The sequence below is a fragment of the Planococcus sp. S3-L1 genome (assembly GCF_030063085.1).
Lineage (GTDB): Bacteria > Bacillota > Bacilli > Bacillales_A > Planococcaceae > Planococcus > Planococcus kocurii.
Genome location: NZ_JASISN010000002.1, coordinates 295,357 through 315,816, shown reverse-complemented (window position 1 = coordinate 315,816; position 20,460 = coordinate 295,357). Strand labels below are relative to the sequence as shown.

Genomic DNA, 20,460 nt, shown 5'->3' with positions numbered 1-20,460 from the left:
GGAGGTCATTTGATGAATGACATTGAATGGGGATTGCTATTCGATCCCGCTTTAGCGATTGAATCTTTGCCCTATGTGCTTGAAGGCATCGGTTATACATTGCTGATTTCCGTTGTTAGCATGATTGTCGGTATGATTATTGGCTTTTTCTTATCACTTGCTAGAACGTCTAGATTATTCGTCTTGCAATTTCCGGCACGCCTTTATATTTCCTTTATGAGAGGCGTACCGATACTCGTCATCTTGTTTCTGCTGTATTTCGCTTTGCCGGTCGTCGGCATCGAATTTACAGCTGTACAAGCCGCTTTAATTGGCTTCACGATTAACAGTGCCGCTTATATTGCGGAAGTTTTCCGTTCTTCATTGGCATCGGTTGATAAAGGGCAATGGGAATCCTCGACCGCACTGGGGTTGACCTACTGGCAATCGATGCGACGTATTATTCTTCCACAATCTATTCGTATTGCGATACCTCCTTTATCGAATGTTTATCTAGACTTGATCAAAGCTTCTTCATTAGCTGCGATGATTACCGTTCCAGAAATTTTTCAGAAAGCACGAATTGTCGGTGCACGCGAATACGATTTACTGACGATGTTGATTTTAGTGGCGCTCATTTACTGGGCAATTTGTTCGGTTATGACGATTTTGCAAAACTACCTTGAAAAACGTTACGCCGATTACATTTAAGAAGCATCCGGAGAGTGTTCTTCCGGATGCTTCTTTCGATTGATCGCATTTATATTTCTTGCATATAGAGAACTTCCCACATATGGCCATCCAAGTCTATAAAGCTGCCATAATACATAAATTCGTCGTCTACGTTTTCATTTGCTGGTTGAGCTCCTGCTGTTAATGCCAGACTGATTAACTCGTCTACTTTTTCTTTGCTGGGAGCTGAAATAGTAAGAATAACTTCTCTTTGGCTAGAGGTATCTGCAATTTCTTTTTTTGTGAACCCTTTAAAATATGCCTCAGTCAAGAGCATCACATAACTAGTGGGCCCAATAATCAAAGCTGCACCATCATCATTGGTCATGTTGTTTTCAAATTCAAATCCGAGTTGCTTGAAAAAAGAGACCGACTTCTCTAAGTTTTTCACCGGCAAATTGACGAAGATGTGACTCGATTGGATACTCATGCTGTTGCCTCCCTTTTTCTTTTTATCTTTTTAACATTAGTTATTCGCTGTAGCCTTCTGTTCTTCCTGCAAAGAAAAAAAGATCCTCAGAAAGGATCTTTTAAGCTAGCCGATATCGCATCAAATAAGGCAGCATGAGACTATTTACAGGAATGATAATTAACACAGCCAGTATAAATGTTTGTGTGCTAGTTGGATAAGATAAAAGATTGAAAGCAAAAATTGGTCCTATTAGTAGTAAGGAAGCTAAAATGCGGGACAGAAATTGGACTTTATAAAGCTTTCCACAATTTTGGCAAGCAATCGGCTTATAAGCAAGCCACAAAGATTTACTAACTTGTTTCCAAGTAAATGAAGTACGGCAGATTTCGCATTTCTGCATTAGGTATCCGCCTTAAGCTTATCTACATATTGTTTTGCTTCTAACAGCGACCAGCCGAATTCCTGTCGCGTGCGTTTTACCGCTTCAATTGTTTTACCTTGTTGTAAAAGTTCGCGAAGTTCTTCATTGACCTTTTGTTCTACCGATGCCATCTCTGGCATTGTTTGTTTAAGCAGTTTCTCAACTTTACTGACTCTGTTTTCAAGTGTTTCAATGTGTTTCTCTACCGCGCTATATACAATATAACCGGCTATAAGAATTGTTCCGACTACAATACTAATCCACGTTAAATCCATTTTCAGCCTCCTAAATAAGCTTTTCCACGTTGATAAAATCCGTTCATTTCTTCTTGTGGCACTAACGCACCGCCAGTTGACCAAACAATGTGAGTAGCTGCAGTCATCGAAACTTGGTTGGTTTTTGCGTAACCCGAAGCCCTAATTTTCAGTGGACCCAGCAATCCGGCTGTAGCAGATGGTTCAATGAAGATTTCTTCACTATCTGCTAGAAGAGTCAATAATTTAAATAGCTCCTGATCTTCAATCGTATAGATGCCACTAATGGTTTTTTCACTAATACCAGAAGCAAAGCTCGACGGCCTTCCAACTGCCAGTCCGTCTCCTTCTGTGACGTTATCGATGCCGAAATCTTGGACGCAGAGCTTTTCTTTTTCACCTGTCATTAATCCGACCAACACGGCAGGAGAACGCGTTGGTTCCACGAAAAAGCAATGAACCGCATCTCCGAAAATTTGGCGCATTCCAAATGCAATGCCACCAGGTGCTCCGCCTACTCCACATGGTAAATAGACAAAAAGTGGATGGTCAGCATCCACTTGAATAGCTGCAGCATCTAATTGTTGCTTAAGACGAAAAGCGGCAACACTGTACCCTAAAAATAAATGTTCAGATTTTTCATCATCAACAAAATAAGCATCGGACTTGGCGAGCGTTCTCTGTCGCCCTGCAGCTATGGCTTCACTAAAATCTCCTGCAAATTCTACGACAGTTGCTCCTTTTTCACGCAGTAAGTCTTTTTTCCATTGTTTCGCGTCTGAAGACATATAGACGGAAACTTGGAATCCGAGTTTGGCGCTGATAATACCAATACTAAGACCGAGATTCCCGGTAGAACCTACGCCAATCGAATAGTGGCTAAAAAACTGCTTGAACTGTTGAGATGAGAACTGCTCATAACTTTGTTCCGTTGCCAGCAGTCCTGCAGCTATGGCTAATTTCTCTGCATGATGCAGCACTTCATAAACACCGCCACGTGCTTTAATGGATCCAGCAATTGGTAATTCATTATCGCATTTCAAAAATAACTTTCCTTCAATTTCCCCGTCGTAATGATCATCGAGTTGCTGTTTCATCATAGGAATTTCACGTAGCGGTGATTCTACAATGCCGTTAGCTGCCGCAGTATCTGGAAACTCTGTTGCTAAATACGGCGCAAATCGTTGCCAAAGCTGCTCTGCTCGTTGCATATCTGCTAAATTCACGGCAAGCCCAGATATGTCCGCCATTTTTTTACGTTTTGAATTTAACCAAAAAACTGTCTCTAAATTAATCATATTTTTCAGCATTGGATATTGTTCGATCCAGCTGTTGATTTGTTGTTGTTGCATAAACTTGAAATCTCCTTTCATTCGAATAGTCTAGTAATTACATTATAAAGGAGCCACTAAAGAATTTCATCCTTGCTAATTTTCCATCAACTTGTTGAAAGGTGACTCACCCCTTTCGTTACTCCTAATAAAGCCAGTCCAATCAATAGAAATACCCACCACTGAATTTGGATGACTGGACCAATTCCTTCAAAGACATAGCCAACTCCCATTATAAAAGCAACTCCGGCCATACCAAACAATCCGGATTGAACATAAATTTTCCAGTTTTGAATTTCCTTTTTGAAAACAGAAGAACGAATAATTCGAAAAACAATAAATACACCTAGAATACCAACCAGAAACAATGCCAGTAAAATTAGCAACACACTTCCTAATGCAAAATCATTATCTACAGGAATAAAAATCGAAATCACACCATTTAGGATTCCATATGAAAGTGCAAACCAACCTGCCAACCCAAGCATGAATGATGTCGCAAGCAACATAATATTTCGTTTATCCTCTTTCGGTATATTGGCAATGAGTTCATCTGCATAAGCTTCTGGAGAATCACCAAACAAATCCGTAGCATTTTTGCCATTCTCCTGCCCTTCAATTATGTGATCTAATAAATCCATCAACAGCTCTTCTGCTGCACGCTCATCAACTCGAAGATCTGTTCGTATATACAGCAATAAATCTTCATAGACTTTCTCGTTTTCAGAAGTTAAAAGCTCTCTTTTATCGTTATTCTCCTTAATCAGTTTAATCGTTCCTCTCATCGTGTCCACCCCTTTTCAGTAATTGACTGACCGGCTCGGCAATTTGCAGCCACTCAAAAGCCATTTGCTCTAGCTCCACTTTTCCTTCCTCGGTCAAAAAATAATACTTGCGATTCGGCCCGGTTGCAGAAGGTCTCATTTCACCGCGGATAAAGCCATTTTTCTGCAGCCGAAGTAACACGGGATAAATAGTGCCATCACTAATGTCCGGCAACCCAATTCTTTGTAGCTTTTGCGAAAGTTCATAGCCATAGATCGGTTGCTCTTCCACTACAGCCATTACACAAGCTTCTAAAACCCCTTTTAGCAATTGGCTTCTAAGAGCCATATCAGTCTCTCCCTTCGGTACTCGGCAATACAAGATAGTGTTTCAAAAAAATAACTACCTTGCATTACCAACTAGTTGTTTATAGTGTAATCAGTTTACTCATTTATGTCAACAATTTCAACATAGAAAAAAACCGACCAATTGGCCGGCTTTACAAAGTTCCTGCTTTTAACTTTTCATGCCAATCTGCAAGCATCGGCAGTTCGTCTTCACTAATAGCACCCGTACTCAACGCCTGTTCAACAAGCGCTGGGAAATCCGTTAACGTGTGGAACGTGTAACCTGCTCCTGTGATGGCCTCGATGGATTGCGGTAAATCGTAAGTGAAAATCGCCACGATTCCAAGTACGTCAAAGCCTGCTGCTTCTAACGCTTGTGCTGCTTGCAAAACAGAACCACCTTTAGAAATCAAATCTTCTACGACCACTACTTTTTGACCTTTTTCGATTTTGCCTTCAATCATATTTGTTTGACCGTGTTCTTTCGCTTTCGAACGTACGTAAACCATTGGCAGTTCGAGTATATCACTAACCCAAGCCGCATGCGGAATACCTGCAGTGGCAGTTCCTGCAACCACTTCACAGTCAGGATAATATTCGTTAATGGTTTCTGCTAGACTGGCAGCAATGTCTTTGCGTACTTTTGGGTAAGACATTGTCAATCGGTTATCACAGTAAATCGGTGACTTAACGCCTGATGCCCAAGTAAAAGGATCTTGCGGACGCAATTCGACTGCACCAATAGATAGTAAATGATTTGCTACTTTTAACTTCATTATTGTCCACTCCATTCTGTTGCAATCTGGCTGTAACTTTCTGATGGGTTGTCAGCTTTTGTAATGGCTCGACCGACCACAATATGACTAGAACCTTTTTCACGCGCTTGCGCTGGAGTCGCGATGCGTTTTTGATCGTTTGCTAAAACGCCTGCCGGTCGAATGCCTGGTGTGACACGCAAAAATTCTTGTCCGCATGCATCTCCTATAGCTTGTGCTTCTAGTACGGAACAAACCACACCGTCTAATCCTGCTTGCATCGCACGTTTTGCGTAATGCAATACGGATTCTTCCAGGCTGACATAAATCAATTGATCTTCGTGCATCTGTTCTTCACTAGTTGAAGTCAATTGTGTCACAGCAATCAGTTTTGTATCACTATCCGCTAGTCCACGTTTAGCTGCTTTCATCATTTCAAATCCTCCTGCAGCATGAACATTGACCATGTCCACCCCAAGTTTAGACAAGCCACGCATAGCAGATTCAACGGTATTAGGAATATCGTGTAGTTTCAAGTCTAAGAAAATTTCATGACCGAGCGATTTGATGTAACGAATTAGCTCAGGCCCTTCTTGGTAATAAAGCTCCATGCCTACTTTGACAAAAAGCGGCTCAGAAAACTGCATTAAAAATTCTTCTACTTGTTGTTTTGATGCAAAATCTAAAGCAATAATGGGTTTACTCACAGACGGTGGCTCCTTCCGACAAGTTGTTCGACTGAATCAAATCCAAGTTCATGCAAGCGTTCGGGTAGTTGAGCGATGATTTCTGGGCACACAAACGGATTGACGAAATTGGCTGTTCCGACCGCTACAGCGCTCGCGCCGGCTGATAAAAAGTCGATGACATCGTCCACATTTGTTACCCCACCCATACCGATAATTGGCAGCTTAGTATGCTGGCTAACTTCATAAATCATCCGCAATGCGACCGGTTTAATAGCTGGGCCTGACAAGCCACCTGTAATATTGGCGATAATCGGACGTCCAGTTTTCGTATCCATGCGCATGCCGAGTAATGTATTAATCATCGTAATGCCATCCGCACCACCTTCTTCGACTGCTTTGGCGATTGACACGATATTCGTCACGTTCGGCGACAATTTAATATAAACCGGCACAGCAGACACTTCTTTTACAGCACGTGTTAATTCACGTGCTACGTCTGGATCGGTACCGAACGTGATGCCGCCTTGCTTAACGTTTGGACACGAAATATTGATTTCCAGTGCATGAACATTTGGTGCTTGTGAAATAGCTTTCGCGACTTCGACATAGTCTTCTGTCGTCGTTCCTGCTACATTGGCAATGATCGGCACGTCGTACTTTTCTAACCATGGTAATTCTTGACCGGCTACTTTTTCAAGGCCAGGATTTTGTAAACCGATAGCGTTTAGCATACCCGATGCTGTTTCTGCAACTCGCGGAGTCGGATTACCAAGACGCATTTCAACGGTCGTTGCTTTAATCATGATAGCGCCAAGCTGCGACAAATCGTATAATTGCGCATACTCTTTACCAAAACCGAAACAGCCAGAAGCTGGCATGATTGGGTTTTTTAAGTTGAGTCCTGGAAGTTTAACTGTTAAATCAATCATGAAATCACCACTCCTGCTGGAAATACCGGCCCATCTGAACATACTTTGATGTAATCCGTTTCACTTTTCGTTGTCCGGCAAACGCAAGCGAAGCAAGCTCCAATGCCACAACCCATGCGCTGTTCATAAGACAAAAATCCTTTTTTCTGTGGATAAGCCCATTGCACCGCTTCAAGCATCGCCGTTGGGCCACAGCTATAATACGTATCAAAATCAGTTGGTAATTCATTTAAGATATGCGTGACAAACCCTTGCGTACCATGAGATCCATCCACTGTCGCAATATGCGTATCGCCAAGTCCACGAAATTTTTCTTCGTAGAAAACGGCTTGTTTGCTTTCAAATCCGAGGATATGGACAGTTTCGATACCGCGCGCGTTTAACTGTTTGGCGAGTTCATATAGCGGTGGAACACCGATTCCTCCGCCAATTAAATACGCTTTTTTCACAGCTTCTTCTACTGGAAAGCCATGTCCGAGTGGTCCGAGTACGTCTAAGGTATCACCGGCTCTTTTTTCAGCCAATAACTGTGTACCGCGTCCTTCTGCTCGGTAAATCATTGTGAATTGCGAAGCTTCTAGATCGATCGAAGCCACTGAAATTGGGCGCCGCAACAACGGTTCAAAACTATCGGCCACACGAATATGGACAAATTGTCCAGGCTCTGCCATTTCAATGGCAAGAACCCCTTTTACAGTTAGTTCAAAAATATGATGGGCGATTTGCTGCTGCTTGATAATTTGCATACGTTCTTGTTTGATCATATACCTGCCCCCATTTCCTCCGCTGAGAAGGTCATTGATTCGATGACACGTAGCATCGCTTCTGCCGTGTCTAGTGAAGTTAGGCAAGGAATGCCATTTTCAACCGATTCACGACGAATGCGGAAGCCGTCACGTTCTGGCTGTTTGCCTCTCGTCAATGTATTGATGACAATTTGCGTATCGCCATTTTGAATCGCATCGAGTAAGGTTTTTCCTTCTGAACCAATTTTGCCGACAGGTACTACAACAATTCCTGCTTCTTCAAAAGCTTTTGCCGTTCCGCCAGTCGCCATGATTTGGTAGCCGATTGCTTTAAAGCGTTTAGCTAAACCAATTGCTTCTTCTTTGTCTTTATCCGCGACTGTTAATAACACCGTACCGTGATCTTTCACTTCCATACCTGCTGCTGCTAGTCCTTTATACAAGGCTTTTTCAAGTGTCGTGTCTTTGCCCATGACTTCTCCGGTAGATTTCATTTCTGGTCCGAGTGTAATGTCAACACGGCGTAGCTTAGCAAAAGAGAAGACCGGTACTTTGACGAATACTCCTTTTGAAATTGGTGCAAGTCCTGGTGTAAAGCCTTGGTCAACGATGCTTTGCCCTAAAATTGCTTTTGTCGCAATATTAGCCATTGGAATTGATGTAATTTTACTCATGAATGGCACTGTACGACTTGATCTTGGATTGACTTCAATCACAAAGACTTCGCCTTTCGAGATAACATACTGGATGTTCAATAAGCCGATGATGTTCAATCCTTTTGCTAATCGTGTGGTGTAATCAACGAGTGTATCAAGTAATTCTGTTGAAATGTTTTGTGTTGGGTAAACTGCGATCGAGTCACCTGAGTGAACGCCTGCGCGTTCAATATGTTCCATAATCCCTGGAATTAAGACATGTTCACCGTCTGAAATGGCATCTACTTCAATTTCGATTCCTGTTAAGTAACGATCAACGAGTACCGGATGTTCTGGACTTGCTTCTACTGCGTGTTCCATGTAGTATTTCAAGTCTTCTTCGTTGTAGACGATTTCCATTGCGCGTCCTCCAAGTACATACGAAGGACGAACGAGTACCGGATAACCAATGTCCGCAGCGATAATGATGGCTTCGTCTGCATTGACAGCCGTTTTTCCTAAAGGTTGTGGAATGCCGATTTCGTGCAAAGCTGCTTCGAATTTATTGCGATTTTCTGCTCTGTCTGTATCTTCTAGTGAAGTTCCTAAAATTTTAACACCGTTTTGCTCAAGTTTTTCAGCTAAGTTAATGGCCGTCTGTCCGCCGAATTGAACGACAACTCCTTTTGGCTGCTCCAGATCGACAATGTGCATAACATCTTCGATTGTCAGCGGTTCAAAATACAATTTATCGGAAATCGAGAAATCGGTTGAAACGGTTTCCGGATTATTGTTGACGATTATCGCTTCGTAACCCGCTTCTTTAATCGCCCATACAGAGTGCACCGTCGCATAGTCGAATTCAACGCCTTGACCGATACGGATTGGGCCTGAACCGAGAACGATGACCGACTCTTTGTCTGTTTTTACTGATTCATTTTCATCTTCATATGTGCCGTAAAAATAAGGCGTTTCCGATTCAAACTCTGCCGCACATGTATCGACCATTTTGTAGACCGGCATTAATTTTTGTTCTTTGCGCCAGTTATACACTTGCTGCTCTGTTGTGTTCCAAAGTTTGGCGATTGTCCGGTCTGCAAAGCCTAAACGTTTGGCACGTTTTGCTACGTCGTAGTCAAACGCTGCGTTTTTCAAATCTTCTTCGTATTTTACGATGTTTTCGAATTTCTTCAAGAAGAATAAATCGATTTGGCTCCATTCGTTAATGGTTTCGATTGATACACCGCGGCGAAGTGCTTCGCCGATAAAGAACAAACGCTCATCTCCCGCTCGACAAATACGTTTTTGAATCCATTCATCACTCATGCTATCCGCATTTTTTAGCTCTAAGTGGAATTGCCCTGTTTCTAATGAACGGACAGCTTTTAAAATAGACTCTTCAAATGTACGACCCATCGCCATAACTTCGCCGGTTGCTTTCATTTGCGTTCCTAAATTGCGTTTAGCAGATTCGAATTTATCAAACGGCCAGCGTGGAATTTTCGTTACCACATAATCAAGTGCCGGCTCAAATGCAGCATATGTGCGTCCAGTAACGGGGTTCATCATTTCATCCAAAGTTAAACCGACAGCAATTTTTGCAGCTAGTTTCGCTATTGGATAACCTGTTGCTTTTGATGCTAGTGCAGAAGATCGACTAACCCGCGGATTTACTTCAATGATGTAGTAGTTAAAGCTAAATGGATCTAATGCCAACTGTACGTTGCAGCCACCTTCAATTTTCAAGGCGCGAATAATCTTCAAAGATACATTGCGCAGCATTTGATATTCGCGGTCGGATAAAGTTTGGCTTGGTGCGACAACGATGGAATCACCTGTATGGATGCCAACTGGATCAATGTTTTCCATGTTACAAACGACTATCGCCGTATCGTTTTTATCGCGCATCACTTCATATTCAATTTCTTTAAAGCCCGCAATTGATTTTTCTAGTAAACATTGTGTAACCGGGCTGTATTTCAAACCACTTGCTACAATTTCTTTCAGTTGATCATAATTCTCGCAAATGCCTCCGCCCGTTCCACCTAGTGTAAAGGCTGGACGAACGATCACTGGATAACCCACACGGTCAACGAAATTTTCAGCTTCTGTCATGTTGTGAATAATATCTGAATCTGGAACCGGTTCGCCAAGTTCGTTCATCAACGTTCGGAACAAGTCACGGTCTTCTGCTTTATGGATGGCTTCAAGCTTGGTACCTAAAATTTCAATATTCAACTCATCTAAAATACCTGACTCATCCAGTTCAATCGCCATGTTCAGTCCTGTTTGGCCTCCAAGTGTCGGAAGCAGTGCATCGGGGCGTTCTTTACGTAAGATTCGGCTAACAAATTCTAGTGTAAGCGGTTCGATGTATACTTTATCCGCAATTTCTGTATCTGTCATAATGGTTGCGGGATTAGAGTTGATTAATATTACACGATAGCCTTCTTCTTTTAACGCAAGACACGCTTGTGTTCCTGCATAGTCAAACTCTGCTGCTTGTCCGATTACGATGGGTCCTGATCCGATTACGAGTATACTTTGAATATCTTGTCTTTTAGGCATGTTGTTGCTCCTTTCGAGTTGCGTTCATAACATCAATAAAGCGATCAAATAAGTAGTTGGAGTCTTCTGGTCCGGGTGATGATTCTGGGTGGTATTGAACTGTGAATGCTGGGTAATCTAAGTGTGCCAAGCCTTCGTTCGTACCATCGTTTAATGCGCTATGCGTTACTTTTAGGCGAGTTCCTTGCAAAGTATCTTCATCCACAGCGTAGCCATGGTTTTGTGATGTGATTTCGATTTTCCCTGTAACTAAGTCGCGTACTGGATGATTTCCTCCGCGATGACCGAATTTCAATTTGAAGGTGTCCGCACCGCAAGCTCTTGCGAATAATTGGTGTCCTAGGCAGATGCCGAAGATTGGAACTTGACCAAGTAGTTCACGTACCACTTCTACACATTCCTCTACATCTTTTGGATCTCCAGGGCCGTTTGATAGCATAACGCCGTCAGGTCCCCAAGCAAGAATTTCTTTTGATGTCGTGTTATAAGGAACGACAATGACGTCGCAATCGCGATTATTAAGCTCACGCAAAATGCCATGCTTCATGCCGTAGTCAATTAATACAACCCGTTTGCCACGACCAGGGCTTGGATAAGGACGTGCTGTTGAAACTTGCGCCACTTGGTCGCTTGGCAAAATCGTTTCTTGAAGCGTCTTCACGACTGCTGCTAATTGAACCTCTTCACCTGCTGCTGTTAAGACACCTTTGATGGCACCTTTTGAACGAATCAAACGCGTCAGTTTTCGTGTATCAATACCTGAAATTCCAGGAATATCTTTCGTTTTAAATAACTCGTCCAAGGTTGAATTATTTCTGAAGTTGGAAGGGAACTCAGCAAGTTCCCGAACGACCATGCCTTTTACTGCGGGTTCAATCGATTCGAAATCGTCGCTATTAATGCCATAGTTGCCGATTAGTGGGTAAGTCATCGTGACAATTTGTCCGCAGTAAGAAGGATCCGATAAAATTTCCTGATAACCCGTCATACTCGTATTAAAAACGATTTCCCCAACAGAAGCACTATCGCTTCCGAATGCTGTTCCTTCAAATACCGTACCGTCTTCTAAAATTAAATAACGTTTCATTAATTTTTCTCCTCCTGCCATACGATTTCGCCACCAAAGATGGTTGTTACTGGCCACCCTGTACAATTCCAACCATTAAATGGTGTGTTTTTACCTTTTGATAAAAATTCTTCTACTTGAATTGGTTGTTCTTTTTCAAGATCTAATAATACGAGATCCGCTGTTTGCCCAATTTCTAAAGTGCCATATGGCAAGTTGAACGTTTCGCTCGGTTTAATCGTCAACCAGTCGATTAGTTGTTGTAACGTCCATGTGCCGGTTTTGACAAAGTTGCTATAGAGCAGTGGAAATGCTGTTTCAAAACCGACGATTCCAAACATCGAACCATTCATGCCATTTGTTTTTTCTGCTTCCGTGTGCGGTGCATGGTCTGTCGCGATAAAGTCTAGCGTGCCATCAAGCAAGCCTTCGTGTAACGCTTGCCAATCTTCTTTTGCACGTAGTGGTGGATTCATTTTGTAATTGGCATCGTCCGATGGAATATCATCTTCTGTTAAGAGCAAATGATGAGGTGTAACTTCAGCTGTTACGCGCACTCCTGCACGTTTTGCGTCGCGAATGACGCGAACTGATTCTTTTGTGCTGACGTGGCAAACGTGATAATGTGCGCCTGCTGCTTCTGCTAGTAAAATGTCGCGTGCAATATGCACCGATTCCGCAATTGCTGGAATCCCTTTAAGCCCAAGTTCTCTACTGCGTTTGCCTTCGTGCATGACCCCATCGTAAATCAAGCTATTGTCTTCGCAATGTGCAACGACTGCCATGTCAATTTCCGCTGCTTCTTGCATCGTTTCGTACATCATTCCCGCTTCTTGAATGCCGACACCATCATCCGTAAAAGCAAAAGCACCGTTCTCTTTTAGTTCTTGTAAGTTTGTACGTTCTTTTCCTGCTTCTCTGATGGTGATTGACGCGTACGGCAAAACTCGGATAAGCGCATTTTTTTCAATCAATCCGTTGACTAGCTGCAGATTTTCTTTCGTATCCGGAACAGGACGCGTGTTTGGCATCGCACAAATTGTGGTGTAGCCACCTTTTGCTGCCGAATGTGTTCCACTTTCGATGGTTTCTTTCTGCTCACCACCGGGTTCACGCAAATGAACATGGACATCAACAAATCCTGGTGCAATCATCCGGCCTTTGCCGTCAATTTGGGTCTCATTATCCGCTTGTAACTCTTTACCGATTTCTTTAATTTTGCCTTCTTTAATACGAATAGTTGTAGGGGTTAATTCTCCATTTTGCAGCATGTTTACGTTTTTAATGAATAAATTCAAGTTAATCTCTCCCTTTCAATGCGTATTCAAGTACTGCCATCCGAATAAAAACTCCGTTTGCCATTTGTTTAAAAATTCGTGAACGTTCACATTCGACTAAGCAATCTGCAATTTCGACGCCGCGGTTGATTGGCGCAGGATGCATAATAATGGCACCATCCTTCATTTTCTTTTCGCGTTCGATCGTTAAGCCATATTGCTCATGGTAATTTTCTTTCGAGAAAAGAGCTGATACTGCATGCCGTTCATGCTGAACGCGAAGCATCATGACAACATCTGTAGTTTCAATAAAGTCATCCAAATGCTCGGAAGATTCGTACTCTCCGCTCCAGTCCGCCGGGCACACAAAACTCACTTTTGCTCCTAATTGTTTGAGTGCCGCTGCATTTGATTTTGCGACACGGCTATGAGCAATGTCTCCAACGATGGTGATATGAATGCCTTCGATCCGTCCAAACTCTTGATATATGGTCATTAAGTCTAAAAGAGATTGTGTTGGATGTTGACCTGAGCCATCTCCACCATTGATGATAGCAACGTCGCATCCTTCTAGTTGTTGATAATACTCTTCTTCTTCATGACGTATAATGACTGCACCTACGCCAATTGCTTCCATCGTTTTTACTGTATCGTAAAGTGTTTCACCTTTTAAGATGCTAGAAAAAGCTGTTTCAAAAGGTAGTACAGCGAGTCCCATATGATGCTCTGCCATTTCAAAACTCATTTTTGTTCTTGTGCTTGGTTCGAAAAACAAGTTGACGACCGTGCCATCAATTGGCGCTCTCTTGCCTTGCTGAAATTCTCCAGCACGCTTAAGCAAACTCATAATCGTGTCATTTTCTAAGTTGTTCATAGATAGTAAGTTTGGCAAAATTGACTCCTCCTCTCATTCGTCAGACAAAAAAACACCTTCCCAGAGGCAGGAAGGTGTGAGGAAAAAAGGGTAGTGTTTACCCATTCTTCAACCCTTTCCATGCCTCTCTGGACATTCATTAAAAGGTAATTATTCAGTTCCGTCGTCTACTTCTTCTTTGTTCATTCCGGGTAGCACTAAGTTCAAAATGACACCAACAATGGCAGCGAGCGCCATTCCTTCGATTGAGAATGTTTCACTAAATTCAATTTTAGCTCCGCCAATCCCGATAACCAAGATAACTGAAGAAATCACTAAATTTCGGTTGTTGCCAAAGTCGATGTTGTTATCTACTAGCATACGCAAACCAGAAGATGCGATAATACCGAACAATAAGATCGAAATTCCGCCTAGAACAGCCGTTGGAATTGTCTCGATGACGGCCATCAATTTGCCAAAGAACGAAAAGACGATGGCAAACACTGCCGCTCCAAAGATGACATAGACTGAAAACACTTTCGTAATTGCGAGTACCCCAATATTCTCACCGTATGTCGTCTTTGGCGGGCCGCCAACTAGTGAAGAGATGAAGGTTCCAATCCCATCACCTAGTATCGACCGATGTAAGCCTGGGTCTTTTATGTAATTTCGATTGACAATCTTGCCTAGTACCAGTTGATGACCGATATGTTCAGAAATCGTGACGATGGCAATTGGGACCATGACGAACAACAAGGTTGGTGTTACTTGAAAAGAGTAATCCACTCCAGGAATTAAGAATTCTGGTACTGCGAACCATTTCGCGTCAGCAATGACGCCGTAGTCAATAATGCCAATGGCAGCTGAGTAGCCATACCCTACGATAATACCGATCAAAATTGGCATCAATGAAATGATATTCTTAAAATAAATGTTACAAATGATAGCGGTTAGCAGCGTAACAATAGCTGCCGAAAAATGCAGCAAGCTATATTCTGAAGCATTCCCTACTGGAATGGTCATGGCCATATTTACTGCTGTTCCCGATAAAGCCAGTCCGATGACAATGATAACCGGCCCTACAACAATCGGTGGAAGTAATTTCATCAACCAGTGATAGCCTGTTTTCCAAATGATCAACGCGACGATTGCGTAGACCAATGAAACAAACATGGCGCCAATCATTGCTGAGCCAATCCCGCCAGTTTTCGTAGCAATGGTAATCGGCAAGATAAAAGCGAATGAAGATCCGAGATATGCCGGTACTTTAAATTGTGTGATGAGGATAAAGATGATTGTTGCAATTCCACTTGTTAACAATGCGATAGCTGGACTTAAGCCAACCAATTGCGGTACCAATATTGTTGCGCCAAACATCGCGAACATGTGCTGCAAGCTTAGCGAGATCCATTGTCCAGTTTTTGGTTTATCTTGTACGTCTAAAATTGCTTCACTCAATTTCCATTCTCCTTTGTTTCCGACTCTTTATTCGTGAATGGCAACGCGGTCCACTTGATCGCTTTCAACCATTTGAACAATGATTCGTTCATCACTTGAAGTTGGAATGTTTTTTCCGACAAAGTCCGCGCGTATTGGCAATTCACGATGTCCTCGGTCAATCAATACTGCTAGTTGAATTTGTGCCGGTCGTCCTAGGTCCATAACGGCATCCATAGCTGCGCGTACAGTGCGTCCTGTATAGAGCACATCATCTACTAAGATGACTTTTTTATCGAGTATGCTGTGTTTAATATCAACTTGTTGAACTAACGGTTCTTGGTTTTTTGTTTTGATGCTCAAGTCATCTCGATAAAGCGTAATATCAAGTTCGCCTTTCATAATGGGACGCCCTTCGATTTTTTCGATTTTTTCGGCCAGTCGCTTTGCGATAAATGCACCGCGCGTTTTGATACCAACTAATATACAATCATCGATGCCTTTATTGCGTTCGATAATTTCATGTGCAATACGTGTAATTGCCCGGCTAATTGCCTGTTCATCTAAAATATCTGCTTTTTCCACCATAAGATCCGCTCCTTTTTTGCAAATAAAAAACCTCTTGCCAGAGAGGCAAGAGGATAGATGCGCAGAAAAATTCAGCACGGAAGACAGACTTCCGGCTTGCGTAAATACCTTTTCAGCCTCTCTGGACTGTTTTTAAAGGTGTTCATTATTCGATTCGTTTTTTTAAGTATAAAGAAAGAAGGTCCCTTTTGTCAATCCTTGTCGCGAAGAGATTCTAGAAGTTCTGCAAATTCAGCTGGTGGCTCTACAGAGAACTCCATGTATTCGTTCGTTTTCGGATGATCAAAACCGATAACCTCCGCATGAAGTGCTTGACCGCCAACATCCATTGTTTTCTTCGGTCCGTACTTTGGATCTCCAACAAGCGGGTAGCCAATGTATTTCATGTGCACACGAATTTGGTGCGTTCTGCCTGTTTCTAGGCGGCATTCTACTAATGTAAAATCACCAAAACGTTCCAAAACTCGGAAATGTGTTACGGCATGTTTTCCTTTATCCACGATTGCCATGTTTTGGCGTTCTTTTGGATCACGAGCAATCGGTGCTTGAATCGTTCCTTTATCGTGAGGAATGTGACCATGTACGAGCGCTACATATTTACGCGTAACCGTCTTTTTCACTAATTGATCAACTAATGACGTATGGGAAGCGTCATTTTTGGCCACCATCAACAGGCCAGATGTATCTTTATCAATTCTATGGACAATCCCCGGACGCACTACACCATTGATTCCTGACAAATCTGTACAGTGGTGCATTAAGCCATTAACCAATGTGCCTTTAGCGTGTCCCGGAGCCGGATGTACGACCATTCCTTTTGGTTTGTTAACTACGAGGACGTCTTCATCTTCATAGACAATTTCCAAATTAAGATCTTCGGGAACTACATCTAATTCTTCAAGTTCAGGCGGTGTGACAACGATAACATCCTGCAAACGAACTTTGTAATTCGGTTTTACTTTAATGCCGTTAACTTTTACGGCGCCTTCTTTGACCCAATTGCTAATCTGTGAACGTGACCAGTCTTCATCTATTGATGACACAGCTTTGTCTACCCGTTCGCCTGTCATTTCTTCGGTAATTTCAATCGTTAATTCTTCCATTAAGACACCTTTTTCTTTTGTTGTTTTTCGTCATAAATAATAAAAATAATCATCAACACGACACCAATCGTTAATGCAGCATCTGCAACATTAAATATCGGGAAATCATAATTGACCACGGGAATTAGCACATCTACAAAATCGACAACTTCCCCGCGTAGCATGCGGTCGATAAAATTACCGATCGCTCCACCCAAAAGAACCATTAAACTAAGCTGGAACAATGGTTGCCCTTTTGCATGTTTATGAAAATAGTAAAGAATTCCGATAACAACTGCCACGGTAATGACGGCAAACAGCCACATCTGTCCCTCGAGCATGCCCCAAGCAGCGCCGCGATTACGGTGCGACAACCAGCCGAGATAAGGATCAATTACTGAAATCCTTTCACCCAATTCCATATTTTTAAGGACCAACCATTTTGTCCATTGATCTAATGCAATGATTACTAATGCGATTCCATAATAAATAAACATCCATATCCTCCGTCAATTCATCAGTCAATCTATTTTAACACAATGTAAGGGGAAAAAGTAAAGGGTCTAGAGAAGCCGAATTCCAGCTCTCTAAACCCTTTCTTTTTTAGCGGTAGTTTCGATTAAGCAAACTGCGTTTCTACAACACTTGCACAGCGAAGACACAAGGTTGGGTGTGCTTCACTTTGACCAATTTCCTCAGAAATTGTCCAGCAACGTTCACATTTTTCACCTTCAGCTTTTTGAACTGTAACAGAAACTTCGTTCAATTTCACTGCATGTTCTGGTGCTTGTTCTTGCGTTCCACCGTATTCATATTTCGATACAATGAATAATTGAGCAAGATTTTCGTCAGTAGAAGCTAATAAGTTCGCAAGTTCTTCATCACCATAAACTGTCACTTTTGCTTCTAATGATTTACCGATTGTTTTAGCTGCACGCGCTTCTTCTAATGCTTTTAAGACATCATCGCGAACATCCATGAAACGGCTCCATTTCTCATTCAATCCTTCAAATGCTGGATTGGAAACAGCTTCTGGGAAGTCAGTTAATTGAACACTTTCTTCTTCTACAAAGCTTAGGTAAGACCATAATTCATCTGCCGTATGTGGAATGATTGGTGAAGACAGTTTCAAAATCGCCATCAGTGAATCAAACATAACCGTCTGCATCGCACGACGATGAGGATGATCTGCACGTTCGATATAAACAACATCTTTCGCTACATCTAAGTAAAACGAGCTTAAATCGTTCGCACAGTAATTGTTCAACGCATGGTAGATTGTTGAGAACTCATACGTTTCATATGACTTCCGTACTGTTTCTATCATTTTCTGCAATTTCATCACCATGTATTGATCCATTTCACGCATATCTTCAAATGCGACACGATGCTCTTTTTCATTAAAATCAACTAAATTTCCATGAAGGAATTTCAGTGTATTACGGATTTTTCGGTATACTTCCGATACTTGCTTAAAGTTTTCATCGGAAACACGAACGTCCGCCGTGTAATCTACAGAAGCCACCCAAAGGCGCAGAATATCCGCTCCCATCTGGTTCATAACTTTTGCAGGAACAATAACATTCCCGAGCGACTTACTCATTTTGCGGCCGTTGCCATCAAGCGTAAAGCCGTGGCTCAAGATACCTTTGTATGGTGCGATACCATTGATCGCAACACTCGTTGTTAGTGAAGAGTTGAACCAACCGCGGTATTGGTCGGATCCTTCTAGGTAAAGATCAGCCGGATAGTGCAAGTCTTCTCGCTCCACAAGAACACCTTGGTGAGAAGATCCAGAATCAAACCAAACATCCATAATATCCGTTTCTCTAGTGAACAAGCCATTCGGGCTACTTGGATGCGTGAATCCTGACGGCAATAACTCTGCTGCTGAACGCTCAAACCAAATGTTCGATCCGTTTTCGCGGAACAACTTAGCCACGTGGGCAATTGTTTCTTCTGTAATGATGGGATCTCCATTTTCAGCGTAAAACACAGGAATTGGAACGCCCCATACGCGTTGACGTGAGATATTCCAATCTCCACGGTCACGTAGCATATTGTAAAGACGCGTTTCGCCCCATGCTGGAGTGAACGAAGTTTCTTTGATCGCTTTTAAGATTTGGTCACGGAATGCATCGATCGATACGAACCACTGAGCTGTCGCCCGATAAATTACTGGCTTTTTCGTCCGCCAGTCATGCGGATACGAGTGTGTAATAAACGAAATTTTTTCAAGAGCGCCTGCATGATCAAGTGCTTCTGTGATCGACTTATTCGCTTTTTCATAAAACTCGCCTTCAAACCCAGGCGCTTCGTCTGTCATGACTCCACGTTCATCAACTGGACAAAGAACATCCAATCCGTATTTCTTACCGATTAAGAAGTCATCTTCACCGTGACCAGGAGCTGTGTGAACGCAACCAGTACCTGAATCTGTCGTAACGTGTTCTCCGAGCATAACCAAAGAAGTACGGTCATATAACGGGTGTTTTGTTAGGATATGCTCTAGTTCAGCTCCCTGCACTAAGCGAACAACTTCGTAGTCTACCCATTCTAATTCCTCAGCCACTTCTTTTAATAACTCTTGTGCCACAATATAAAGAGAACCATTTACGGAAACTTCCGCGTAATCCAACTTAGCGTGTACAGAAATACCAAGGTTAGCTGGGATTGTCCAAGGAGTTGTCGTCCAGATTACGAAGTTTGTGCCTTCAGCCAATACGCCTTTACCGTCAGTGACTGGGAAAGATACATAGATTGAAGGAGATTTTTTATCATGATACTCGATTTCTGCTTCAGCAAGTGACGATTCACTTGATGGAGACCAATAAACCGGTTTCAATCCTTTATAGATATAGCCTTTGTTGGCCATTTTACCAAACACTTCAATTTGACGTGCTTCGTATGCTGGTTTTAATGTGACATATGGATTTTCCCAATCGCCACGAACACCGATACGTTTGAATTGAGAGCGCTGGTTATCGATTTGTTGGTAAGCATATTCTTCACATAGCTTGCGGAATTCCGCTAACGACATTTCTTTCCGATTAACGCCTTTGTTTGTTAAAGCTTGTTCAATCGGTAATCCGTGCGTATCCCAGCCCGGAACGTATGGTGCATGAAAGCCCATCATTGAACGAGAACGAACGACCATATCTTTTAGTACTTTGTTTAATGCGTGACCCATATGCAAATCGCCGTTCGCGTACGGAGGTCCGTCATGAAGAATGAAGAATGGACGACCTTTTGTGCGGTCTAGCACTTTCTTGTAAATGTCCATCTGTTCCCATTTTTGTTGCATCTCTGGTTCCCGGTTCGGCAAATTACCACGCATCGGAAAATCTGTTTTCGGCATTAATAACGTATCTTTGTATTCCATTTCCATTCCTCCTATAGGCATAATAAAAAGCCCCCATCCCTGGTAAAGGGACGAGAAGCTTAAACTCGCGGTACCACCCTTGTTGCAGCTCGATAGCTGCCACTCGATCACCGTAACGTGGCGTAGACGGAATTGGGTACTGTTGTTCACCAATTCTGCTCAAGAGTGATTTTCATCTATGAGGTCGTATCAGGCTCTCACTGTCCCTGACT

Annotated in this window: 20 protein-coding genes and 1 other annotated feature (1 of these 21 only partly in view); of the genes, 1 reads left to right on the top strand and 19 read right to left on the bottom strand. The window is 42.5% G+C overall.

The window, feature by feature from the left end; all coding sequences use genetic code 11:
• Window positions 1-9: 9 nt before the first annotated feature.
• A complete protein-coding gene (locus QMF37_RS03645; RefSeq protein ID WP_058384899.1) occupies window positions 10-690 on the top strand; it encodes an amino acid ABC transporter permease in 681 nt (226 codons plus the stop codon).
• A 49-nt stretch (window positions 691-739) separates the two neighbouring features.
• Here QMF37_RS03645 and QMF37_RS03640 read toward each other — a convergent pair whose 3' ends face one another.
• From QMF37_RS03640 to ileS, 19 genes are all read right to left on the bottom strand, one after another.
• A complete protein-coding gene (locus tag QMF37_RS03640) occupies window positions 740-1,141 on the bottom strand; it encodes a VOC family protein (protein ID WP_283476616.1) in 402 nt (133 codons plus the stop codon).
• 100 nt (window positions 1,142-1,241) lie between these two features.
• Window positions 1,242-1,523, bottom strand: coding sequence for a TIGR04104 family putative zinc finger protein (locus QMF37_RS03635; protein WP_283476614.1), 282 nt, complete (start codon window positions 1,521-1,523; stop codon window positions 1,242-1,244).
• Window positions 1,523-1,819 carry a hypothetical protein gene (locus QMF37_RS03630; protein WP_283476712.1) on the bottom strand — a complete coding sequence of 99 codons (297 nt, stop codon included), beginning with the start codon at window positions 1,817-1,819 and terminating at the stop codon, window positions 1,523-1,525. Before QMF37_RS03630 ends, QMF37_RS03635 begins: the two co-directional genes overlap by 1 nt.
• A gap of 2 nt (window positions 1,820-1,821) precedes the next feature.
• Complete coding sequence (locus tag QMF37_RS03625) at window positions 1,822-3,150, bottom strand: D-serine ammonia-lyase (protein ID WP_283476612.1); 1,329 nt, start codon at window positions 3,148-3,150, stop codon at window positions 1,822-1,824.
• Window positions 3,151-3,236: 86 nt separating this feature from the next.
• Window positions 3,237-3,914, bottom strand: a complete 678-nt coding sequence (locus QMF37_RS03620; RefSeq protein ID WP_283476611.1) for a DUF1129 family protein — start codon at window positions 3,912-3,914, stop codon at window positions 3,237-3,239.
• Window positions 3,898-4,242, bottom strand: coding sequence for a PadR family transcriptional regulator (locus QMF37_RS03615; protein WP_058384894.1), 345 nt, complete (start codon window positions 4,240-4,242; stop codon window positions 3,898-3,900). Before QMF37_RS03615 ends, QMF37_RS03620 begins: the two co-directional genes overlap by 17 nt.
• 151 nt (window positions 4,243-4,393) lie before the next feature.
• Entirely contained in the window at window positions 4,394-5,017 is a 624-nt protein-coding gene (pyrE, locus tag QMF37_RS03610) for an orotate phosphoribosyltransferase (RefSeq protein ID WP_283476608.1), read from the bottom strand.
• The gene (gene pyrF / locus QMF37_RS03605; protein ID WP_071153625.1) at window positions 5,017-5,703 is read right to left on the bottom strand and encodes an orotidine-5'-phosphate decarboxylase; all 687 of its coding nucleotides are present in this window, start codon (window positions 5,701-5,703) and stop codon (window positions 5,017-5,019) included. Before pyrF ends, pyrE begins: the two co-directional genes overlap by 1 nt.
• Window positions 5,700-6,614 carry a dihydroorotate dehydrogenase gene (locus tag QMF37_RS03600; protein WP_058384891.1) on the bottom strand — a complete coding sequence of 305 codons (915 nt, stop codon included), beginning with the start codon at window positions 6,612-6,614 and terminating at the stop codon, window positions 5,700-5,702. Before QMF37_RS03600 ends, pyrF begins: the two co-directional genes overlap by 4 nt.
• Complete coding sequence (locus QMF37_RS03595) at window positions 6,611-7,378, bottom strand: dihydroorotate dehydrogenase electron transfer subunit (RefSeq protein ID WP_283476604.1); 768 nt, start codon at window positions 7,376-7,378, stop codon at window positions 6,611-6,613. Before QMF37_RS03595 ends, QMF37_RS03600 begins: the two co-directional genes overlap by 4 nt.
• Window positions 7,375-10,563 (bottom strand): carbamoyl-phosphate synthase large subunit, encoded by a 3,189-nt coding sequence (gene carB, locus QMF37_RS03590; RefSeq protein WP_283476602.1) that lies wholly within the window; start codon window positions 10,561-10,563, stop codon window positions 7,375-7,377. Before carB ends, QMF37_RS03595 begins: the two co-directional genes overlap by 4 nt.
• Window positions 10,556-11,650, bottom strand: coding sequence for a carbamoyl phosphate synthase small subunit (locus QMF37_RS03585; protein WP_281251053.1), 1,095 nt, complete (start codon window positions 11,648-11,650; stop codon window positions 10,556-10,558). The genes carB and QMF37_RS03585 overlap by 8 nt, the downstream gene beginning before the upstream one ends.
• Window positions 11,650-12,927, bottom strand: a complete 1,278-nt coding sequence (locus tag QMF37_RS03580) for a dihydroorotase (protein ID WP_078080570.1) — start codon at window positions 12,925-12,927, stop codon at window positions 11,650-11,652. Before QMF37_RS03580 ends, QMF37_RS03585 begins: the two co-directional genes overlap by 1 nt.
• 1 nt (window position 12,928) lies before the next feature.
• Entirely contained in the window at window positions 12,929-13,798 is an 870-nt protein-coding gene (locus QMF37_RS03575) for an aspartate carbamoyltransferase catalytic subunit (RefSeq protein WP_283476598.1), read from the bottom strand.
• A gap of 132 nt (window positions 13,799-13,930) precedes the next feature.
• Entirely contained in the window at window positions 13,931-15,217 is a 1,287-nt protein-coding gene (locus QMF37_RS03570; RefSeq protein WP_078080571.1) for a solute carrier family 23 protein, read from the bottom strand.
• Window positions 15,218-15,244: 27 nt separating this feature from the next.
• Window positions 15,245-15,781 (bottom strand): bifunctional pyr operon transcriptional regulator/uracil phosphoribosyltransferase PyrR, encoded by a 537-nt coding sequence (pyrR, locus tag QMF37_RS03565; protein ID WP_269465415.1) that lies wholly within the window; start codon window positions 15,779-15,781, stop codon window positions 15,245-15,247.
• Between the two features lie 194 nt (window positions 15,782-15,975).
• The gene (locus tag QMF37_RS03560; protein ID WP_058384884.1) at window positions 15,976-16,887 is read right to left on the bottom strand and encodes an RluA family pseudouridine synthase; all 912 of its coding nucleotides are present in this window, start codon (window positions 16,885-16,887) and stop codon (window positions 15,976-15,978) included.
• Entirely contained in the window at window positions 16,887-17,363 is a 477-nt protein-coding gene (lspA, locus tag QMF37_RS03555; RefSeq protein WP_078080572.1) for a signal peptidase II, read from the bottom strand. Before lspA ends, QMF37_RS03560 begins: the two co-directional genes overlap by 1 nt.
• A gap of 122 nt (window positions 17,364-17,485) precedes the next feature.
• Entirely contained in the window at window positions 17,486-20,248 is a 2,763-nt protein-coding gene (ileS, locus tag QMF37_RS03550; RefSeq protein WP_283476594.1) for an isoleucine--tRNA ligase, read from the bottom strand.
• A gap of 43 nt (window positions 20,249-20,291) precedes the next feature.
• Window positions 20,292-20,460, bottom strand: a binding site (T-box leader); it runs 46 nt beyond the window's last position.

Excerpts from the sequence above, each read along its gene's own strand:
- QMF37_RS03615 (WP_058384894.1), bottom strand. The coding sequence starts at position 4,242 with ATGGCTCTTAGAAGCCAATTGCTAAAAGGGGTTTTAGAAGCTTGTGTA.
- QMF37_RS03595 (WP_283476604.1), bottom strand. The coding sequence starts at position 7,378 with ATGATCAAACAAGAACGTATGCAAATTATCAAGCAGCAGCAAATCGCC.
- QMF37_RS03640 (WP_283476616.1), bottom strand. The coding sequence starts at position 1,141 with ATGAGTATCCAATCGAGTCACATCTTCGTCAATTTGCCGGTGAAAAAC.
- ileS (WP_283476594.1), bottom strand. The coding sequence starts at position 20,248 with ATGGAATACAAAGATACGTTATTAATGCCGAAAACAGATTTTCCGATG.
- QMF37_RS03600 (WP_058384891.1), bottom strand. The coding sequence starts at position 6,614 with ATGATTGATTTAACAGTTAAACTTCCAGGACTCAACTTAAAAAACCCA.
- QMF37_RS03560 (WP_058384884.1), bottom strand. The coding sequence starts at position 16,887 with ATGGAAGAATTAACGATTGAAATTACCGAAGAAATGACAGGCGAACGG.
- QMF37_RS03585 (WP_281251053.1), bottom strand. The coding sequence starts at position 11,650 with ATGAAACGTTATTTAATTTTAGAAGACGGTACGGTATTTGAAGGAACA.
- carB (WP_283476602.1), bottom strand. The coding sequence starts at position 10,563 with ATGCCTAAAAGACAAGATATTCAAAGTATACTCGTAATCGGATCAGGA.
- QMF37_RS03620 (WP_283476611.1), bottom strand. The coding sequence starts at position 3,914 with ATGAGAGGAACGATTAAACTGATTAAGGAGAATAACGATAAAAGAGAG.
- lspA (WP_078080572.1), bottom strand. The coding sequence starts at position 17,363 with ATGTTTATTTATTATGGAATCGCATTAGTAATCATTGCATTAGATCAA.
- QMF37_RS03630 (WP_283476712.1), bottom strand. The coding sequence starts at position 1,819 with ATGGATTTAACGTGGATTAGTATTGTAGTCGGAACAATTCTTATAGCC.
- QMF37_RS03625 (WP_283476612.1), bottom strand. The coding sequence starts at position 3,150 with ATGCAACAACAACAAATCAACAGCTGGATCGAACAATATCCAATGCTG.
- pyrE (WP_283476608.1), bottom strand. The coding sequence starts at position 5,017 with ATGAAGTTAAAAGTAGCAAATCATTTACTATCTATTGGTGCAGTCGAA.
- QMF37_RS03635 (WP_283476614.1), bottom strand. The coding sequence starts at position 1,523 with ATGCAGAAATGCGAAATCTGCCGTACTTCATTTACTTGGAAACAAGTT.